We start from the raw sequence: 23,179 nt of genomic DNA on the forward strand, positions 1-23,179 counted from the left end.
AGAACCCGTTAGCACTAAAGGCACGCAAGAGCCAGGTCATGAGGGCGATGCCCTAGTTCAACCAGCACAACCGTCTTATACAGAACCCGTTAGCACTAAAGGCACGCAAGAGTCAGGTCATGAAGGCGAATCTCTGGTTCAACCAGAATTACCGTCTTATACAGGTCCAATCAGTACTCAAGGCACACAAGAGCAGGGTCACGAGGGTGAAGCTGCTGTAGCAGAGGCTCTTTCTGAACTGCCTTTGACAAGTAATCATCGTACAGTAACAGAAACCATTCCTCATGAAACGGAAGAAATTGAAGATGCGACTATCTTAAAAAATCATCGAGAAATTGCTCAGGAAGGAAAAGACGGTTTACGGACAATCGAGTATGAAGATTATCTCGTAGATGGTAAGGTGGAAGCTAGCAAGGAAATCTCACGTACAGAAGTAGAACCAACCAAAGAGATTGTCAAGGTTGGCAGTCTTGTTAAAACCAAACCAACAGTTGAAATCACCAATCTTGTTAAAGATGAGAGCAAAAAAGCTGTAGCAGTCACCTATCACTTAGATGACCAAACGTCTGCTTTTGTTAAGGCCAAGGCCCAAATTTTTCAAAATGGAACACTGATTAAAGAAGTGGATTTGAAAGATTTATCCGTTCAGCAAACGATTGATGGTTTGGACTACTATACTCCTTATACAATTAAGACTTACCTGACCTATAATCTAGGCCAATCTGATCAGGAAAATACAGAAGTATCAACGAAAGATTTTCAATTGGACTATAAGAAAATTGAAATCAAAGATGTGGATGAAGTGGGGCTCTATGGTAAGGAAGATGGTCACTACCGTCGCTATCTGAATTTATCAGAAGTACCAAGTGATTTATCACCTTATTTTGTCAAAGTCAAATCAGATAAGATGAAAGAAATGTTGCTACCAGTGAGCTCTATTAAGGAAACAGAGGATGGGAAGTACAAGGTAACCGTTGCCTTCAATGAACTGGTTCAAGAGAAAGATTCAGCATACAAGGATAACTATAGCTTCACAGTTGATAAGCAAAAGCTTGCCAAGGACGGTGTCTATACTTCCTTCAAGAAACTGATTGCTGCCATGCAAGGTAATCTCGCTGGAACCTTTAAACTTGGAGCTGATATGACAGCTGATGAAGTGGCCTTAGCAAAGGGACAAACCAGCTATGTGACAGGCACTTTCACTGGTAATCTTATCGGTGCGAGTGATGGGAAGCCGTTTGCGATTTATGACCTCAAGACAGCCTTGTTTGATAACTTGACCAAGGCTACTGTGAAAGATATTGACCTTAAAGCAGTAGCGATTAAGAGTCAAGATGACACAGCCAGCCTAGCAAAAGTAGCTACTAATAGTCAGATTAGTAATGTAGCTGTAGAAGGTCAATTGACAGGTAGCAAGTCAGTTGCAGGTTTGGTAGCCAAGGCTCAAGATACAGAAATAAGCAATAGTTCATTTACAGGTAGCATTCAGGCTAAGCATACGGATGCTTCTCCTTACTATGTGGGAGGTATAGCAGGGCTCTTATCTGGTAATAAGGCTAAGATTGATAAGGTAGCTGTTGATACAAGTATTTCTAGCAATGCCCGCAACAATGACCAATTTGCTGGAGGTATTGTAGGGAAAGTTCAAAGTGGTGCTTTGGTCTCTCATGCACTAGCAAGTGGAACCATCCTCAATACGACAACCTATCCACGTGTCGGAGGTATAGCTGGCTCTACATGGCAAAATGGCCGTATCCATCATGTCGTTAGCATGGTTAATACTGGAGATGGTTATGGCATCACAGGAGACCAATATAAGGGAGCGGACATCAAAGATGCTAGCACTGTTGTTGAGAACAATAAGGCCGATCTCTATGCGACCCCAATTACCCAAGACCAGGCCAGAGAAAAGGTCCAGTCTTATGGGATGACAGTGACACTAAACGATACAGGTCAAACACTCAAGGACAATCAACGAAGTGTGGACTATACTCAGTTAATCCAAGGCCAAGCTAGTCGAAAAGTTGCTTATCACAATATTGAGAAATTGATGCCTTTCTACAACAAAGAGTTAGTGGTTCACTATGGAAATCAAGTTGATCCTACTGATAAGCTTTATACTACAGAACTGCTGGACGTTGTACCAATGAGGGACAATGATATCATCACAGATATTCAAGCCAATAAAGCAACTATCAATAAACTGATGTTGCATTTTGCTGATAATACAATCAGTTATCTGGATGTCACCTACAAAGAAAACTTCAAAAATACACAAATTGCAGAGTACAGCGTAGCAGGTAAAAACTTTATCTTTACACCAGAGGCCTTTTTATCTGACTATACGAAAGTGACCAATCAGGTCCTAGCAGATTTGCAAGGAGTTGAATATGACTCAGCAGCCATGAGAAGAGTTCTGGGCATTGAGGCAGATGCGTCGCTTGATTCGCTATATTTGGACAAAGAATTTGAAAAAGTTAAATCCAATATCGGCGAACATCTTCGTAAAGTGCTAGCCATGGACAAGTCTATCAATACGATGGGAGAAAGTGTAGCAACCTACATCAGCGAGAAAATTAAGAACAATAAGGAAGCTTTCTTGCTTGGTTTGACTTACCTCAATCGCTGGTACAATATCAACTACGATCACATCAATACCAAGGACCTCAATACCTATAAGTTTGACTTTGATGGCAATAACACAGCTTCAACCTTGGATACCATCATTGCACTAGGTCAGAGTGGTATGGAAAATCTCAAAGCATCAAATAATATAAGTGCCTATGAAACAACACTAGCAGCTGCAAAAGGTCGCAAGACAGTGACGGATTTACTAGAGTCTTACAGAAAACTCTTCCTACCAACTAAAACCAATAATGAATGGTTGAAGACGAATACCAAGGCCTATATAGTAGAGAGTAAGTCAGCTATTCCAGAAGTGCGTGCCAAACAAGAGTCAGCTACACCAGATAGTAAGTATACACTGGGAGTCTATGACCGTATTACGGCACCAAGTTGGAAATTAAAAAACATGCTCCTACCTTTATTAACATTGCCAGAAGAAGATTTTTATGTGATTTCAAATCTTTCTACCTTGGCCTTTGGTGGTTACGAACGTTACCTTGACCGTATCAATAATACAGTCTTATCAGGAGAAGAATTGCGTCAGTATGTCCGTGCTAAGGTCGACCAGTCGGCTGAATGGCAACGAGACCACTACGATATCTGGTACCACCTCCTTTCACCAGAATACAAAGAAAAACTCTTCCGTTCAGTTATGGTTTCAGATGGCTTTGGTATGAAAGATAGCAATAGTAATTATTACTGGGCTACCCTGTCTGATAAGGCCATTGATTCTATCTACAACTTCTTTGGACCAACTGGTAAGTGGTATGGGGAAAGTAAGGGAGCTGGAGCCTATGCCAACGGTTCTGAGGTCCACTATGTCAGCGACCGCTTGTTGGATAAATACGGAACATCTGTCTATACTCATGAAATGGTTCATAATTCTGACGGACATATTTACTTTGAAGGAAAAGGTCGTCGTGAAGGATTGGGAGCAGAGTTGTATGCCCTAGGACTGTTGCAATCTGCTGACAGTCTAGATAAGGATGCTATTGTCTTGAATACTCTCTATAAAGGGGATAAGGATTCACCAACTCGCTTGCATACTTATGATCCGACAAGCCGCTTCACATCAGCCGCAGCCTTGCAAGAGTATGTGCACGGTATGTACGATGTCTTGTATACCTTGGATGCTATGGAAGCCAATGCCATTTTAACTAAGTCAAATGATGTTAAGAAAAAATGGTTTAGAAAAATAGAGAATTTCTACATTGAGGACAAGTACCATAAACAAACTCATGCTGGAAACTCTGTTCGTCCATTGACAGATGCTGAAGTAAGTAAACTAACTAGTCTTGATGCCCTGATTGATAATGATATCATCAACCGTCGGGCTTACCGTGATAAGAGTGACTATGCTCGTAATGGCTATCATCTTATCAGTATGTTCTCACCGATTTATGCTGCTCTCAGCAATCCAAAGGGTGCACCTGGTGACATCATGTTTAGAAAGACAGCCTATGAATTGTTGGCAGAAAAAGGGTACCAAGAAGGGTTCTTACCATATGTATCCAACCAATACGCAGAAGAAGCTAAACGCAATGGGGATATTACCTATTCAGATTGGCACCGAAAAGATGTGGGCCTCATCACTGATAGTCTCGTCTTGAAAAATGTTTTTGCCAACAAATACGGTTCATGGGCTGATTTCAAGAAGGATATGTTTGAACAACGTATTCACAAGCAAGATCAGTTGAAACCAATCACCATTCAGTACGAACTTGGTGTACCAAACAGCAGCAAGGAGATTACAATCCGTTCAGCTGCCCAAATGCAAGAACTCATCGATCAAGCAGTGGCAAAAGATGTGGCTAACATTGACCGTACGACAAGCCATGCTCCTGCAAGCTGGGTACACTTGTTAAAACAAAAAATCTACAATGCCTACCTACGTAGCACAGATGATTTCAGAGAATCGATTTATAAACAATAAGAAAACTCCCCCAAGCTATCCTGTCTAAACCAGTCCACCTTGCAGATGGTCAGTCTTTGTGATAGAATAGCATAAAGTCCTTTTGAGGGGGAACTTGCTAGGAAATCCCCAAGCATTGTAACGGAAAAACCACCCTCGCTTCTTTGTGAGGGTGGTTTTTCCTTTGTAAGCAGAAAATAAGAGAGAAAGAGTCTACATCATGTCGAGAATTGTCAGCATCCATCCAGCCAAGGAAATCCATCGTTATGGCTTTGAGAGTACCCAGGTCTATCGAGCCCATATAGCACGCCATCTGGGTTTGGAATATGTCCACCTTGTTTCGAGCCCTCAGCTTCGTCCTGACTGGAAGAAAGACTTGATCAAGTTAGGATTTTTAGAAAAAGAACTGATATGTGTTCCGCATAGTTTTTCAGATATAGGCCATGCAGACTTATCAGTGAGACCAGAAAGTCTAACGCTAGCAGACGGAGATCAGGTGGAGCTCAATGAAGATGGTTTTGTGGCCTCAGTTACCTTAGGAGATGGCTCGGGGAGATATTACTACACCAAGGGTCCCTTCTTGTTTGAAGATTTCAAGGAGAAGGAACTTCGTTGGTATCATGAAAATGGAGAATTGGCTCTGGAAGGACGATTTATCGATCCCTTTAAAGAACCCTCTCCTGTCACTATCTTTTATCCAGAGTATATCTACCGTATCGAGGGAGAAATCCGTTCTGAAGAGGACTTGCTAGTTAAGTTCTTAGCCAAATGGGCCCAGCAAACCGACCTCTTCATCCGTGACCAACAAATCGTACCCAAACCCAGCCTTTGGCGTTACATGGAAAACACGGACAAAAATTACTATGAAGTCGTCCATGAAAATGTCATGCGAGATTTACGCCTCGCCAATCTGCGCAAGACAAACAGATATCTAGTTGCCAGTGAGAAATTGACAGAGAGCTTGGCGCAAGAAGGCTACCAGACAAGATTCCTGCCCCCTATGTTTACAGAAGACCCCGATCAAATCAAGGAAGTGGGACCTGTTTTGGACTATTGCTTAGTGGGTCATATGGGAGAAGGCAAGAATGTTGAGTTTGTCATTGAAGCCTTTATCGAACTCTACAAACGTGGCTCCAAGGCCCAGATTACCTTTTATGGTGGTACCGAGGAGCGTCTGGAGGAACTGCGCAATCGCTACGACCTGCCACCAACCATTCAGTTCAAAGGTATTGTCGATGAGGTTCCTTACCACCTCCACCAGTGCTACCTGTCGGCTAGTTTTACAGAATTATTTGCCAACGCCTGCGTCGAAGCTCTCAATCAAGGTTTGTTAGCCTTGTTATCAGATGTAGAGATTGCCCATCGTTTTTATTCTAGCCAGTCCAATGCTATCAACTTGTTTAAAACCAAATCAGAGTTGATTCAAAAGATAGAAGAGATGGAGCAGGCTGACTATCGCCAGTCAAATGCAGAAAATATAGCCCTAGCGGCCCACTATTCACTAGGGACAGTGGCCCAAAGCTACCGCGAACTACTAGATAGGAAATTCTAGGAATGTTGGGAATTCTACTTACCCTCTCGCTGTATTTCTGCTTGATTTCCTTGATTGCCTATCGGAAAAAAGGGAGCGAAGAGGACTACTATCAGGTTAAGAAAGCTGTTCCTGTGACTGTTTTGGCCTTCTCGGTCTTTGCGACCTTGCTCAGTCCCATTTCCTTCCTGACTCTGGTGGGGAATGCCTATACAGGCAGGTCCTATCTCTGGTTTGCCCAGTGTGGCATCTTTCTAGCCATTCCCCTCGCTCACCGCTACTTTTTGCCGCTCTATCAAAAGGGCAACTACGAGACAGCCTATCATCTTTTAGAAGACAAGTTTCAATCGTCTGGTATTCGCTCACTGGCCTCAGGTCTTTTCATCCTCTACCAGTTGGGGCGAATAGCAGTTGTGACCTACTTGTTGTCACAGGCCTTAGAGCCCTTTATCCCTATCAATCAGCTGGTCTTATCAGCTTTACTCCTCCTCTTGACGGTTTATTATCTGGCAAGAGGAGGTCTCTTGGTTGTTTTGTGGACAGATTTCTTTCAAGGCTTGGTCCTGCTGGCTATATTGGCCCTCTTTTTACCAAGGATTGCCCAATCAGGTCTAGTCGTAAATAGCAGTCAGCAACTATCTCACTTTGCAGAGACCTTGGATGGGCGGACGGTCTTGATCTTGGTTGCAGGAGCTGGTTTTAGTAGTTTATTTTCCTACGTTTCTTCGCAGGACATCGTCCAACGTTTTAACAGCAAAATGGGGAGTCGGAAGATTGGAAAAATCTTATGGCTACAGGGCCTCTTGTCCTTTGGGATTGCTAGTTTACTGTATCTGATTGGCCTATTGATTCGTCAGGAAAATTTCGCCACCACATCGACCAATCCCGTTCTCATCGCCTACGCTCGGGAAAGTCTGGCACCTTGGTTTGGTAGTTTCATTATGCTGGCTCTCTTGGCAGCGGGCCAATCCACGGTCTCGTCCAGTATGAATGCAATCGTGACCTGCTTGAAGTTGGATTTTGCTTGGACAAAGATTCGCTGGTCGCCAAGCTTCCTGTCCTTTGTCATAGCAGGCCTGTCTTGGCTCCTCTGTCTCTTACTCATGAATGCAGAAATCTACTCCATCTACGAATGGATTAACGGCTTTATGGGTCTGACACTGGGTGTGATTGGTGGTTTGTACCTCTTGGTTTTATTCCTCAAAAGACCGAACTTACAGTTAGACAAAATCTATCTGGTCATTAGTCTAGGAGCCTTGGTCCTCTATCATTACAGTGGTTTCTTTGCCAACCCAAATCCTTGGTTAAATAGCATCATTACTACTTTATCTGCTCTTTTTATCTCATTTCTAGGAAGACTATATGAAAGCAACATCTAAACCCATAGCCGTCATTTTGATCCGTTCGGGTTCACGCGGCATAGTGGATAAAAATATCAAACTGCTTGCAGGCAAACCTTTGGTTTTCTATACCATAGAAGTCGCTCTAGCCTCCAAGCTATTTAGTGATATCTGGGTCTCCTCAGACTCACTAGCCTATCTAGAACTCTGTCGCCAAGCCTATCCAGAGGTTTGTTGTGTCCATAGACCAAAAGAATTGGCCCTATCAACAACCTCTAGCTTAGAAACCTTACGAGACTTTTTACAACCCTTTGAGGAAGAGCAGGTCTTCGTGAATCTGCAGGTGACCTCACCACTTAGAGAAGTAGAACATCTCATCGAATCCTATCAACTCTACTGTCAGTCTGGAGCCGACCATCTGATTTCCTGTGTCAAGGCGGACAAGAGTCGTAGTCTTTTCTTGCAGTTGGAGGAGTCAACTTTTATCCGTCCGCCTCAGGTGTCCAAGCACTACGCTCGGCAGAAAGAGCCCGTCTATTACTATCCCAACGGTAGTATCTGGATTTCTCGCAAGGGCCTTTACCTACGAGATGAAACCTTTTACACAGATAAGACAGTAGCCTATGAAATGCCCAAACTCTATTCTTATGATATCGACGATGCCTTGGATTTTGAAGTCGTTGAGACCTTGCTGCACCATCACCACCTAGGAGAATCAAAGAGATGAAACACCTCATCATTGCGACAACACCCTTGCAGTCCAAGATTGCACAGCATATCGAGGGACTCTATCCGGATCAGGACTTTGTCAGTCTTTATGTCAGTCCTGTCAAAAATGCCCGACAAGAGCATTATGCTAAGGATTTTGATCATGTTTACTATCCTCAGACGGCAGCGGACTTGGCTCAGATTTGTCAGGAGCTGGCGGGAGACTATGACACTATCTTTTATGCTAGTTTTGACAATAGATTGATTCTAGACTTGGTTGCTAGCTCTACTTACCAGCACCTCATGAGTTTCGATGATGGCTATGCGGATATTTATCCCTTGGGTATGTATGCTTGGCCCCTTCAACCCAGTCAGGTGGGCTCTTTGGGCTTGACCAGAGATGACTTGATTGAGCGGACGGAAAAGCACTATACTCTCTATCGCAGCGACTACCATGTCGTAGCTAGAGAAAAGCTAGTTTATCTGGAGCATTTTTTTAACCTGCCTCAAGCTCCTGTTTCAAATGGCAAGACAGTCAAGGTTCTGCTGGGGCAAAAGTTCTCTGAAGAGGACGATCAGATCTCCATCCGCTTTATCAGTACCTATGCCAAGGCCTTGGCCATTGACCTCTATATACCCCATCCCAAGGAAACCTTCACTATCCCTGATGTGACCTACTTGGAGACGGAGTTGATCTTTGAAGATGTTCTAGCCCAACTCTTTCAAGAATACGAGTTCGTTCATGTCTATCATTTTACCTCATCCGTCAGCCTGCACTTGAAAGACCTTCCCCATGTGACCATTACAGGCATTTCCCTCCCCTACTATGAGGACCGTCAAAAAGAATTGCGACGCTTGGGTTGTCAGTTTGAAAGGGTTTCACTTGGCTGGTAGCATAAATGTATATTTTAAAATATGTAAATCCATACGCTATATGGATTTTTTATATATAAATATAGCAAAAAACTATAGTTTGAATGATCAAAAAGTATTCAAATTCCTTGTATAAGAGGTTTTAAAGTGTTAAAATTAAGTGTCTAATTTTGAAGTTTTCAAGCAAGTATTAGCATAATAACAGCTTAAAAATAAAAATTATACAATAAAAAAAGGATGATGAAGATGTTTATAAATAAAAAAGAAAAATTTTCCATTCGTAAGTTTAAAGACGGTCGTTCAGACTCAGTCAAAATCGGTACAGTCGGTCTGATTGTCGGTGCAGCCCTTGCAATGGCAGGACAACCCCATATTGCAGAAGCAGCGATGACAGAAAACAGCGACAACACAACAACGATCTCAAATGATAAGGGGTCAGTAATTGTAGATACAGCTAATATTGAGAACCCAGATGCAGGTAGGGCATTTTCAACTGATCCAACTGCAGAGGGAACAAATACAATTACTAAAACTGGAAAAGTAGACTACAAATATGTAACTGCTGAGGGTAATACTGTATTAGAAGAAAACAAAAACCAAAACTCTGGTGCTGATAAAACGATTGAAACACCATACGATGTATACGGTAAATCAGGAGAAGTTTTCAAAGGAACTACAGGTGGTGATGCAGAAGCTAGCGACCTAAACGACGCTAAAGAAAATGGTAAGAAAGAAACAATCGAAAAAGATGGGAAGACTTACCACCTAATCGGAGAACCTAAGGTTGAAACTACTGGAAACGGTGGAGGAGTGTACTCTGACACAACTCTAGGTGATGTAACTGCGAAATTGACTCCAGAAGGGTTAAGTAACGCAGAAGGTAAAATCACTTATGATACTGTAAAACCTGGTGGAAAAGCTTGGATTGTTGAACAAACAGGAAAAGGAACATATGGTAAATATGTACAAGCTGATTCAGGTGCGATCACTTCTGATGCTAAGATGATAGAAGCTTTCAAAGCTGGAGAAGCAACAGCAAAAAACTTCACTTCAGCTAACGTAACAGCTGATGGTGGAATCAAAGAAGGTGATTATGTTTTCGTCCTTGAGAAAAATACCTATGTAACAGCTAAAACTGAGAGTTTCTCTTTAACAGCACAGATACAATTGTCATCTAGTGATAATGTAGCAGATGATAAAGATGGAACTGGGGCTACTTTAAATAGAACATATGCAATGGTACAAAACTTTAAAGCGGCTCCAGATACTTTAACAGGAGAAGCCAACAAAACTCTTGTAAAAAACTATCTTGCATATCTTCAAGAAAAAGGATTTGAAGATAACCTCCTTAATTTCAAACGATATATTACTTTAGGAATGGCGGCAAAAACTGGTGGTCCTCTGGAGATTAGTGCTGATAAGGGAGATCAAGTTGATGATAAAGGAAGACCTACAAGTGATATAACAGCTGATATAGCAAGCGTTACTGATCAAGAAACAAGTACTTTAGAAGATAGTAGTGATTTTCTTCTTAAATTTTCTGATCCTTCGCCGGAAGTTGAAGAGTATTCTTACCGTGACGAAATCACTCCTCTTCGTGCATACCGTTTAGCAAGTGGTACTACAACAATCACTTACACTTATGCAGAAGAAAAAACTCGTGAAATCGAGAAAAAAGGTTCTGTAGTCGTTAACTACCAAACAGAAGACGGAACAGAATTAAAAGCTCCTTACACTGATACTCCTGAAACAGTAGCTGAAGTAGTAACTGAGAAATACTATGTTGATGCTGATGGAAATGATGTAATTGTAAGTAGTACTACAGCTTCTAAAAACGTACCTTACAACACTAAAGAAAATGAAACTGAAAAACCTCAAAAACTTACAGATGCACAAGGAAATGTTTACTACCTAAACGAAGCAAACACAATGACATCTGTAAATGGTACAGAAACTACATCACCAGCTGAAACAGGAACAGTAGTAGAAGGTGTTACAAAAGTAACTTACATCTATGAAAAAGCTGGATCAGTAATCGTTAACTACAAAACAGAAGATGGAACTCCACTTGCAGGAACAGTAGTAGACGAAGATGGAGCTGGTAAAACTGTAGAATCAGGTGCAAAAGACATTGATAATGGTAAACCAGGTACAGCTTATAACACTGCAGACAATGGAATGAAACCAACTCGTATTAAAACTGCAGAAGGCAAAGTATACGAATTAGTTCCAGACTTAACTGAAGGTGAAGAAACAGGTGAGGTTGAATCAGGAACAACTAAAGAAGTAACCTACGTTTACAAAGAAGTTAAAGGTAATGTTGTCGTTAAGTATGAAGATACTGAAGGTAACACACTTGCTGATGACGAAAAAGATGAAACAGATGCTTCTCTAAATGTTAAATACGATACAGCTGACCACAAAAAAGAATCTATCGAGAAAGATGGTGTTAAATATTACTTAACAGCTAAAGAACTGAAAGATGGTTCTAAACCAGCTACTGGAGACGTAGTAGAAGGAACAACTACAGTAACTTACGTTTACGAAAAAGCTGGATCAGTAATCGTTAACTACCAAACAGAAGACGGAACTCCATTAACAGGTACTGCAGATGGTGCAAATGTAGCTTCAGGTGCTAAAGACACTACAGACGCTAAAGCAGGAACTGACTACAACACTGCAGACAACGGAATGAAACCAAACCGTATTACAACTGCAGAAGGTAAAGTATACGAATTAGTACCAACAGCAACTAAAGGTGAAGAAACTGGTAAAGTTGTTGCAGGTGAAACGAAAGAAGTAACCTACGTTTATAAAGAAGTAAAAGGTAATGTTGTCGTTAAGTATGAAGATACTGAAGGTAACGTAATCGCAGAAGACGAAAAAGACGAAACAGATGCTTCTCTAAACGTTAAATACGACACAGCAGACCACAAAAAAGCTGAAATCACCAAAGACGGTGTTAAATACTACCTAACAGCTAAAGAATTGAAAGATGATTCTAAACCAGCCACTGGAGATGTTGTTGAAGGTACAACTACAGTAACTTATGTTTATGAAAAAGCTGGACAAGTAGTCGTTAACTATCAAACAGAAGATGGAACTCCATTAGTAGGTGTTGACCCAGCTGGTGCAAATGTAGCTTCAGGTGCTAAAGACACTGTAGATGGAAAACCAGGATCAGATTATGATACTTCTGATAACGGAATGAAACCAGCTCGTATCACAACTGCAGAAGGCAAAGTATACGAATTAGTACCAACAGCAACTAAAGGTGAAGAAACTGGTAAAGTTGTTGCTGGAGAAACTAAAGAAGTAACATACGTTTATAAAGAAGTAACTGGTGATGTAGTAGTTCACTATGTTGACACAGAAGGTAACAAAATCGCAGCTGATAAAGACGACCTTAAAGGTGCATCTCTAAGCGAAAAATATGATACTGCTGTTGATAACAAACCAGAAAAAATCACTGCAGAAGACGGAACTGTATACTACATTACAAAAGCTGGTCTTAAAGATGATTCTAAACCAGAAACTGGAAACGTAGTTGAAGGTAAAACTGATGTAACTTACGTTTATGAAAAAGCTGGATCAGTAATCGTTAATTACCAAACAGAAGACGGAACTCCATTAGTAGGAACTGCAGACGGTAAAGATATTGCTTCAGGTGCTAAAGATACTGACAATGGAAAACCAGGTTCTGAATACAACACTGCAGATAACGGAATGAAACCAAACCGTATCACAACTGCAGAAGGAAAAGTCTACGAACTAGTGCCAGCATCAGTTAAAGGTGATGAAACAGGTACGGTAGAAGCTGGACAAACGAAAGAAGTAACATACGTTTATAAAGAAGTAAAAGGTAATGTAGTAGTTCACTATACAGATGAGGCAGGAAACAAAATTGCTGAAGATGCTAAAGATACAACAGATGGATCAATTAGCACACCATATGATACTTCTGATAACGGAATGAAACCAGAACGTATTACGACTCCAGAAGGCAAAGTTTACCAATTAGTACCAACAGCAACTCAAGGTGCTGAAACTGGTAAGGTTACTGAAGGAACTACAGAAGTAACCTATGTTTATAAAGAAGTAACTGGAGATGTAGTCGTTCACTACGTTGATACAGAAGGTAACGTAATTGCGGAAGATAAAGAAGATACGAAAGGTGCTTCTCTAAACGCTAAATACGATACAACTGACAACAAACCAGAGAAAATCGAAAAAGACGGAACTGTTTACTACTTAACAGAAAAAGCTCTTAAAGATGACTCTAAACCAGAAAACGGAGACGTAGTAGAAGGTAAAACAGAAGTAACATACGTTTACGAAAAAGCTGGACAAGTAGTCGTTCATTACACTGACGAAAAAGGTAACACTATTCAAGCAGATGCTGTTGATACAAAAGACGGTAAACCAAACTCAGACTACAACACTGCTGATAACGGAATGAAACCAAACCGTATCACTACTCCAGAAGGTAAAGTATACGAATTAATCCCTCAGTCAACTAAAGGTGATGAAACAGGTAAAGTTAAAGCTGGAGAAACGACAGAAGTAACTTACGTCTACAAAGAAATCACTGGTAATGTCGTCGTTCACTACGTTGATACAGAAGGAAACACACTTGCTGAAGATACGAAAGATGTAGAAAATGGATCACTAAGTGAGAAATATGACACAACTGACAACAAACCAGCTAAACTTGAAAAAGATGGACAAGTTTACTACTTGACAGCTAAAGAATTGAAAGACGGTTCTAAGCCAGAAAACGGTGCTGTTGTAGAAGGAACTACAGAAATCACTTATGTATACGAAAAAGCAGGAAACGTTCTTGTTCATTACGTAGACGAAGCTGGAAACACTCTTCAAGCAGATGCTGTTGATACAAAAGATGGTCAACCAGGAGCTAAATATGATACTTCTGATAACGATATGAAACCAACTCGTATCACTACTCCAGAAGGAAAAGTATATGAACTCGTACCAGCATCAACTAAAGGTAACGAAAACGGAAGTGTTGAAGCAGGTAAAACTACAGAAGTGACTTATGTCTACAAAGAAGTAAAAGGAAACGTCGTCGTTCACTATGTAGACGAAGCTGGAAACACAATCGCAGAAGACATTAAAGATACGACTGATGGATCTGTAAGCTCAGCATATGACACAAGTGACAACAAACCAGCTACAATCACTACAAAAGATGGTAAAGTATATGTACTTGTACCAACTTCAACTAAGGGTGAAGAGTCTGGTAAAGTAACAGAAGGAACAACAGAAGTTACTTACGTTTATAAAGAAGTAACTGGAGATGTAGTAGTTCACTACGTTGACACAGAAGGCAACGTGATTGCTGAAGATAAAGAAGATACTAAAGGTGCTTCTCTAAACGCTAAATACGATACAACTGACAATAAACCAGCAACAATCGAAAAAGATGGTGTTAAATATTACTTAACAGAAAAAGCTGTTAAAGACGATTCTAAACCTGAAACAGGAGATGTAGTAGAAGGTAAAACTGAAGTAACTTACGTTTACGAAAAAGCAGGACAAGTAGTAGTTCACTATGTAGACGAAGCTGGAAACACAATCCAAACTGACGCTGTTGATACCAAAGACGGTAAACCAGGAGCTGCTTACAACACTACTGATAATGATATGAAACCAACTCGTATTACAACTGCAGAAGGAAGAGTATACGAATTAGTACCAGCATCAACTAAAGGTAACGAAAACGGAAGTGTTGAAGCAGGTAAAACAACAGAAGTAACATATGTGTACAAAGAAATTAAAGGAAACGTAGTCGTTCATTATGTAGACGAAGCGGGTAACACAATCGCAGAAGACGTTAAAGATACTACAGACGGATCAGTAAGCTCAGCATATGACACAACTGACAACAAACCAGCTACAATCACTACGAAAGATGGAAAGCTATACGTATTAGTACCAACTTCAACTAAAGGTGATGAAAATGGTAAAGTAACAGAAGGAACAACAGAAGTAACTTACGTTTATAAAGAAGTCAAAGAAGGTACTACAAATGGAGGCTCACTCACTCCATCTCAACCAGGTTCTCCATCAACACCTTCAACAAACCCAACAAGTCCGGTGAAACCGACAGACCCAAGTCAACCAACAACACCGGCTAACCCAGCAACCCCAGCTGCCCCAGCTAACCCAGCAACACCGGTTGCTCCGGCTAATCCAACTAACCCAACAACACCGGCTAACCCAGCAACTCCAACGATGCCATCAGCACCAGTAAATGGTAAAGCACCACAAGCTCCAGTAGCTCCATCAGAAGCTAAAGGACAAGCTGAACTTCCTAATACTGGTACAGAAGACCATGCTAGCCTAGCAGCACTTGGACTTTTAGGTGTCTTGAGCGGATTTGGGCTTGTTGCTCGTAAGAAAAAAGAAGACTAAATTTAATTAGATTTTCTGATAAGAATAAGGAGTAGGATATCATATCCGCTCCTTTTTCTATGTAAATATGAGGTAATTTTTAAGCTTTTTTGAAAGTTATTAATCATATTTCTGAAGCTATTAATTATCTTTGCTTTTTTATATATCAACATCGATTAAAATATCGAATTGCTTGACATAGTGAATAGATAGAGTTATTATATATATTATACAATAGGTGAAGTCAGGGATTTTCTTAGTATCTATTTAAGGATTTTACTGACTTTTCTTGATGTAAATAAAAATATAAGAAAAGGAGTAGTAATGTACTCACGAATAAAAAAATATCATGGACAAAAGGTTCAACGATTTTCAATCCGAAAGTATAGTTTCGGTGCAGCATCGGTAGCGATTGCAGCGCTTATGATGTTTGGAGGTGGAGCCACTGCAAAAGCTGACACTATTCAAGGAAACGATGCAAGAACGAGCTCAAATTTGTCTAATCCACAGTCATCGCCATCTCAAGAAAACCTAAATCACGAAGAGAATGTTGCGAGCTCTGATGCTAAGGGAAAAGAAATTCCTTCTAAAGATCCAGTTTCTAAACCAGTAGTAACTTCAGCTGAAGCTTTAGTTAATGAAGATAGGGTAGCACCAGAAAATATTGCAAAGGTAGACTTCAGTAAGTTATCAGAAGCGATTTCACGTATTCAATCAGCTATCGATAAAGTTGAAATTAGTAATAAAACATCAAAAACTATTGAGGATGCAAAGGCAGCACTATTAGAAGCTCAAGCTTTATCAGCAAATGATAAAGCAACTCAGGCAGAGGTAGATAAAACTGTTGCAAGATTAGGAGAAAAGGCTTTTGTAATTGAGAGCATGCCAAAAGTGTCTCCTGCTGTAGAAGATAAATCAGAAACAGAAGCTAAAGTAGAAAAAACAAATAAAAACCAAGATCCACGAAACGGAAAAGCAATTCCTGGTAAAGGGGAAAGTGGGTTTAGAGCGACTCCTACTGGTGTAGGGGAACAAGCAGCGGAAGGTCCTACAAGTAATAATAAGAGGGGGGTAGGAGCTAACCCAGTAGATAACGTTATTTCAAGTTTGAAAAATCAATTTGGGGATATTGATTTCAATACTCCAGATGTTGAAACAAAATCCGCAACTGTTGAAAATCAATATTCAAGAAATAATGCTAGTAGTCCAAATCCAGCCCCAGTGAAGTTAGGGAAAATTACTTACAATTGGAAAGAAAAACGAATCGAAAATGAAATTGATGGTTGGAAGATAGAAGGTACAAATAATTATGTAACAGCTATTAAACCAGAAGCTCCAACAGAAGTTGCGACTGATAGACCTGCTGGATTTGAACCAAAACCATCTAAAGTTTACGATAATAATGGAAGTATTGATAGACAGTATAACGATACTCCTACTCCAGACAATCCTTTAGCGCCTAATAAAGCTAATCAAAACTATGCAAATGGTGTCAACTACTCAAGTGTACCTGGTGTTCCTTTAAATAATGCAGAACATTCTGCTGTCGGTAAAGGCTATTATATTCAGTTAAATAAAAAAGGTACACAAATTTCGAAAGAATTTAATGTCAATCCGAATTCTAGATTATATCTTAGTGCATTAACGGGTGGTGCATATGGGAATATGGGTACTGCTGGTACTGGTGAAAAAGTAGAAATTACCGTTACAGATGCAGACACAGGTGAAGTTTTAACAACACTGAAAGATGCGAATAATAATAGTGAAACAACACACGTTTCAACTCCGTATGGTGATGGAGGGAATGGTAATGGTTTCGGATTCTGGAGAACGATTATTAATACTCCAAATACTACGAAAAAAATTAAAGTAACGATCAAAGCATTAGAAGATGGTCCAGCGTTTAAAAAGACTTACCCAGTAAATGGTAAAACAGAAATTGAAGATGGATATTTTGTAGGTGGGGTCAACTTAGCTGTTGGTGCTGCATTAGAAATGACAACAGATGTTGTTCGTAATAATGCTACATCCTCTTATGGAGAAGACACTCTCTATAAAGACAAAGAATCCGGTCAATTAAGAGTTACTGTGAAAAACGTTGGTGGGTTACCAACGTACGGCGCTTATGAATACACAATTAAAATTCCTGAAGGTGTCGAATTAAAAGATTCTCTAAAAAAAGCAAATGAATGGAATTGGCCTGGTCCTTTCCAAGTCGTATCGTATGATGAAGCTACAAGAACGCTTAGATTGAAATTCAATGCAGGGGATTCAGATCCAGCAAAGAATGGGACAAGAACATTCGGTATTGATTTCACAACGGCAAAAAATTTCAAAGGGACAGCTACTTTTAAGGTAACTGCAGAAATTAAAGAAGGATTTACAGATTTACAAGGCAACAGAGTATTAGAAAATACAGGTGTTGTAAATCCAAATAGTCCATATAGAAATACATTTAATGCACTAGGAAATACAGACAATCCAGATTACTACTACAACAAAACAATTTACATCGATACGATTAAACCAGTAACTCCTACTGTGGAACCAGTTCATACTGATAGCATTAATGGAGAAAAAACTGATAAAAATCAACCAACAGAATTATTAATTTCTGTTCCAACAGAAAAAGATACTAATTTAACAGATGTACCTAGAGAAAAACAAGATATCGCTGACAATGATAGAAACAATGGAACGGACCGTGATGCTGATACTGAGGTAGACAATATTAAAGAAGCTATTGGTGGAGTAACTTCAATGAAAGTTACGTTACCAAATAGTAAAACTCCAATTACTTTAAATAAAAAAGAAGATGGTTGGTATATTGGTGAAACAAAAGTTGAAGTACGCGATGGTAAATTAGTTGTTCCAGTTCCAAAAGGAACAGATTTGACAGAAGCGAATGAGACAACAAATCCTGACAAACGTATCAAAGTTACTGTGCTTGATAAAGCAGGTAACGAATCAGATCCAGCTTATGCTAATGTTCTAAACGAAGCTCCAACAGTAGCAGTTGAGAAAAAAGATTTATATGTTTATAAAACCAAAGAAGCTGACAAATGGAATAATGATAAAGTTCTAGAAAAAGCGAAACCATCAGCAACTGACTTAGAAGATGATCGTGATGGAGTTGATTCTACTAAACCAACAATCGCAGTAAGTGATGCAGGTAATCTAGATACAACTAATGTTGGAGATTACACTGTAAAAGTTCAATCAACTGATAGTGAAGGTAAGAAATCAACAGAAACAAATGTCACTGTCCATGTCTTAGACTTAATTAAAGTAGACCCAACAGTAACAACTGATCCAACAAATCCAAGCACAACAGCTCCAGTATCTCCAAAAACAGCAGATACACCTGTAAAAGAAGGAGATGAAAATCTTGGTAAATATCCAGCAGGAGTTACTCGTGAGGACTTAGTTAAAGAAGTTACACGTACAATTAAGTATCTAAAAGAAGAAGATGCAAACAAAGATAATGCTACTCCTTTATATGCTGAAAAGGTGCAAAAAGTAACTTACAAACGTACAGCAACAGTTAATCCTGAAACAAAAGAAGTAACTTACTCTGATTGGGAAGTTTACAATGAAGCGGATAAACTAACTGATGCTAAAGCAGATGGTACTAATGGTAAGTATAACTCAGTTGAATCTCCAGTTATTAATAATTATTTATTAGTGGATAATGCGGATAAACTTGTTCCAGAAAAAGATGCTCCTAAGCCAGCACAAAATGGAACAGCAACTTCTGAAGTGAAGAAAGTTCTTTATAAAGAAATTGGTTCATTTGTACCTGAGTACCCAGCAGGCAAGAAACCACAAGGAGCACCAGATAAGATTTCTTATCCAAATAACCCGAATGATCCAACGGTTCCAGGTGATTTTAGCACGATAACAATTCCATATGTTCCAGGTTATACTCCAGTATATAATGGACAAGAATTGACACCGAAAAATCCAAATGATCCAACTCAAGGCTATAAAGTTCCAGATGGATTTACACCAACGGATAAATTTGGGGAATCACCAATTACATATACACCTTCTACTCAAACAGCTAAAGTAGTGATTGAGAAGAAAGTCGATGGAGCCGCAAATGAAGTGGTTTCTAGCTTTGATTTAACAGGTAAATCTGGTTCAGAATTACCAGCAAATACAGATATTGACAACAAAATCAAAGAACTTAAGAACCAAGGTTATGAAGTAGAAAGTGATGACTATAATACTCAGGATAATCATCATCCAATTTTTGATGACAAGGAAGATATTAACCCAACAGATGGTTCATCATCACCTTCTCAAACATTTAAAATTGTGGTTAAACCTAGAATCATTGAAGTACCTTCATCAACACCACATGAAAAAGATAGTCCAGTAGATCCAAATGGGGATACCCCAGAACTTAAATGGCCTGAGGGATTAGCTGAATCTGACTTGAACACAACAGCTAAACGTGTGATTTCATATGTGAAGAAAGATTCAGATACAGCAGCTGAAGAAAAAGCTAAGGATGATACTGTTCAAACGGTGCCATTCACAAGAAAAGCAACCGTTAATCTTGTCACAAAAGAAGTAAGCTATACTGATTGGGAAAATCCAAATAAAACATGGGATAAAGTTGGAGTAGATGTTCTACCAGGATATATTGCTGATAAAAAAGAAATTCCAGCTAAAGAAGCATCAACCCCTGCAAAAGATACAAAAGTAATCCCTGATGAAACGGATAAAGTTACTTATACGAAGATTGGAAGCTGGATTCCTGTTGATCCAACCACTGGTAAGGATGGAGATCCGATTCCATTCCCTAACGATCCAAATGATCCAACCAAGACTGGTGAAATTACACAAATTATTCCTCATAAAGATGGATATACTCCAAAAGATGGAAATGGAACACCATTAGAACCAGTAAATCCTGCAAATCCAGAAGAAGGTTATAAACCACCAAAAATTACGGATCCAAAAGCAAATATCAAGATTACCTATGATAAAGACGATCAAAAAGCAAAAGTAAAATTTGTTTCAGTAGATGATGAAGGTGTTGAAACACCATTAGATACGAAATATAATATTGATGATCTTGCTGGTAAATCAGGAGATAAAATTCCAGAAGAAAAAGTTCAAACACGTGTTGATGTTTTGAAATCTATGGGATATGATGTTGTAGATAATCCATTTGATCAGGATCCAACGTTTGATACTAAGAAAGAAATAGATCAAGAGTTTACAATTAAAGTTAAACCACAAGTTTCAACTGCAAAACCTGTTTATGTAGTAGAAGGAGATAAACCATCTTCAGAAAAATTAAAAGATGCTGTTACTACTAAAGGAAATGAGAAAACAGTAGATGAAACTAAACTTCCTGATACAACTGATAAAGTTGGGGATGACACATTAACAGCTCCTGTGACAGTGACATACGGTTCAGGGGATAATAAACGTGAAGAAACTGTTAATGTACCGATTAAAGTTGTTGAAGGATATCCACAAATTGTCCCAGTAGATCCAAAAGAAGCTCCAAAAGCAGAAGATAGTATCAATCCAGATGATTATCCAGCTGGTTCTAAATTCACTTACGAAAAAGAACCAGATACAACAACACCTGGAGATAAAGGGGTTAAGGTTATTGTTACTGATGAAAATGGAAATGAACTAGTAAGAGTTCCAGCAACAGTACGTGTAGTTGACAGTATTCCACAATACGTTGTGGCTGATAAAGCTAATAAACAACCAGAAGCTAAACAAAGTATCACACCGGGTGAATATCCAGACGGAACGGAATTTACTTATGAAACTCCAGTAGATACAACTACATCGGGAGAGAAAGATGTAGTCGTTGTGGCTAAAGTTGGTGAAGATACGATTGTTAAAGTTCCAGCTAAAGTTGTGGTAGTAGATCCTGAAGTGCAATATGTATTTGAAAATCCTCAAAATACACAACCAGATCCATCTGAAAGCATTAATTCTGATCAATATCCAGACGGAACTAAGTTCACCTATAAAGATGGTGATGTAGATACAACAACACCTGGAGATAAGAAAGTAACAGTAGTTGCGAAAGATGGTGAAGATAAACTTGTAGAAGTCCCTACGGTCGTTAAAGTATTACCAGTTGTTAAACCAACGGGAGTAACAGTACTTAAAGATAGTACAGATTTAGAAACAATGGTTAAAGCAAAAGCTCAAGAAGTGGTGGATGCATTACCAAAAGATAGTATTCCTGCAGGTGTAACAGTAACTGTTAAAGAAGTGAAAGAAAAACCTGAAACAACTGCTACAGGAGAACAAAAACCAGCTAAGGTAGTTATTGAATATACTGATGATAAAGGCCGTGTAGTTGGATCTAAAGAAGTAGAAGTTCCGGTAACGGTAGTTGGTTCAACACCAAAATCATTGGTAGTCTTTGAAGGTGATACAGTAGAATCTAAAACTGTTCAAGATGCAGTAACACCAGGAGCTAATGGAACTAAAGGTAATCCTGTAATTCCAGAAGACCTAACAAAAACAACGGGTAAGAAAGAAGTAACAGTCCCTGTAACTTACGACGGAATTAAAGCTCCAGAACAAGTGAAAGTACCAGTGACAGTATTGCCAGTTGCTAAAGGTGAAGTAACAGTACCAAAAGGTGAAACTACAGATAAAGTTAAAGAAGTAGCTAAAGCTAAAGCAGAAGAAGTAGCAAACTCAGCAGATTTCAAAGCTAAATTACCAGATGGTGCCAAAGATGTAGAAGTTGGAGCGATTACAGAAGAAGTGCTTGCAACCATTACATCGGAAGCAGGAACAAACAGAGGAACTGTAAAAGTCCCAGTAACCTATACAGTAGATGGCGTTAAGTATACAAAAGATGCAGAAATTACTGTAAGTGTAGTTGGTTCAAATGCTGATCCAGTATACGTTGTTGAAGGCGACAAACCTGAAGTAGCCAAAGTAAAAGATGCAGTAACACCAGGACAAGGTGGAACAGTACAAGATCCAACAGAAGCTGATTTACCAGATACAAAGGATAAAGTTGGATCAACAGATGTAACAGTACCAACTAAAGTTAAGTATGCAAATGGTGAAGAGACAGTAAAAGTCCCAGTGACAGTATTACCAAAAGTAACTCCAGAAGGTGTAACAGTTCTTAAAGATAGTGATAAGCAAGAGCTAGAAAAAGCTATTAAAGAACAGGCTGAAAAAGCAGCTAATAACGTGAAGGGGCTCCCATCAGGAGTTACTGTAACAGTTACAGAAGTTAAAACAGGAACAGTACCACCTACAGCAACAGTTGGTGTACAAATCCCAGCGACAGTAGTGGTAGAGTATGTGAAAGATGGTAAAGTAGTTGCGACTAAAGAGGTACCTGTACCTGTTAACGTAGTAGAAGTCGTTCCAGTCTCAATAGAGACACCAGTCACCTCTACCCCATTAACACCAGAAGATTACACTAAAGGCATCAAGATTCCAGAAGGTGGCAAGGTAACCAATGTTGAAAACATTCCAGACTTAACAACACCAGGTAAGAAAGATCCAGTTAAAGTCACGGTTGAATTACCAAATGGCAAAGTGATTACAGTAGAAGTCCCAGTTAATGTAACACCTGTTAAAGAGATTGAGACACCAGTCACCTCTACCCCATTAACGCCAGAGGATTACACTAAAGGCATCAAGATTCCAGAAGGTGGCAAGGTAACGAATGTTGAAAATATTCCAGACTTAACAACACCAGGTAAGAAAGATCCAGTTAAAGTAACGGTTGAATTACCAAATGGAAAAGTGATTACAGTA

At 39.5% G+C, this 23,179-nt stretch carries 7 protein-coding genes; all 7 read left to right on the plus strand.

The genetic code is table 11. The features are described 5' to 3' along the window. The coding region (locus ADH52_RS04680; protein ID WP_049510389.1) for a ZmpA/ZmpB/ZmpC family metallo-endopeptidase at positions 1 to 4,558 on the plus strand (4,558 nt) is incomplete at its 5' end. A gap of 199 nt (positions 4,559 to 4,757) precedes the next feature. Then, a complete protein-coding gene (locus tag ADH52_RS04685; protein WP_049486722.1) occupies positions 4,758 to 6,089 on the plus strand; it encodes a glycosyltransferase in 1,332 nt (443 codons plus the stop codon). 2 nt (positions 6,090 to 6,091) lie between these two features. Next, complete coding sequence (locus ADH52_RS04690) at positions 6,092 to 7,447, plus strand: sodium:solute symporter family transporter (protein ID WP_049486723.1); 1,356 nt, start codon at positions 6,092 to 6,094, stop codon at positions 7,445 to 7,447. Further along, positions 7,431 to 8,135 carry a cytidylyltransferase domain-containing protein gene (locus ADH52_RS04695; protein ID WP_049510391.1) on the plus strand — a complete coding sequence of 235 codons (705 nt, stop codon included), beginning with the start codon at positions 7,431 to 7,433 and terminating at the stop codon, positions 8,133 to 8,135. Before ADH52_RS04690 ends, ADH52_RS04695 begins: the two co-directional genes overlap by 17 nt. Continuing rightward, a complete protein-coding gene (locus ADH52_RS04700; RefSeq protein WP_049486725.1) occupies positions 8,132 to 9,010 on the plus strand; it encodes a glycosyltransferase family 52 in 879 nt (292 codons plus the stop codon). The genes ADH52_RS04695 and ADH52_RS04700 overlap by 4 nt, the downstream gene beginning before the upstream one ends. A 225-nt stretch (positions 9,011 to 9,235) precedes the next feature. Then, on the plus strand, positions 9,236 to 15,424 hold the full coding sequence (locus ADH52_RS04705; RefSeq protein ID WP_049486726.1) for a MucBP domain-containing protein: 6,189 nt from the start codon (positions 9,236 to 9,238) through the stop codon (positions 15,422 to 15,424). 303 nt (positions 15,425 to 15,727) lie between these two features. After that, positions 15,728 to 23,179 (plus strand): mucin-binding protein (locus ADH52_RS04710; RefSeq protein ID WP_049510393.1); only part of this gene is annotated, 7,452 nt, incomplete at its 3' end.

The organism is Streptococcus pseudopneumoniae (assembly GCF_001072665.1).
Taxonomy (GTDB): Bacteria; Bacillota; Bacilli; order Lactobacillales; family Streptococcaceae; genus Streptococcus; species Streptococcus pseudopneumoniae_S.

Bases quoted from the DNA above. Each gene is read 5' to 3' on its own strand.
- ADH52_RS04705 (WP_049486726.1), top strand. From the start codon at position 9,236: ATGTTTATAAATAAAAAAGAAAAATTTTCCATTCGTAAGTTTAAAGAC.
- ADH52_RS04700 (WP_049486725.1), top strand. From the start codon at position 8,132: ATGAAACACCTCATCATTGCGACAACACCCTTGCAGTCCAAGATTGCA.
- ADH52_RS04695 (WP_049510391.1), top strand. From the start codon at position 7,431: ATGAAAGCAACATCTAAACCCATAGCCGTCATTTTGATCCGTTCGGGT.
- ADH52_RS04685 (WP_049486722.1), top strand. From the start codon at position 4,758: ATGTCGAGAATTGTCAGCATCCATCCAGCCAAGGAAATCCATCGTTAT.
- ADH52_RS04690 (WP_049486723.1), top strand. From the start codon at position 6,092: ATGTTGGGAATTCTACTTACCCTCTCGCTGTATTTCTGCTTGATTTCC.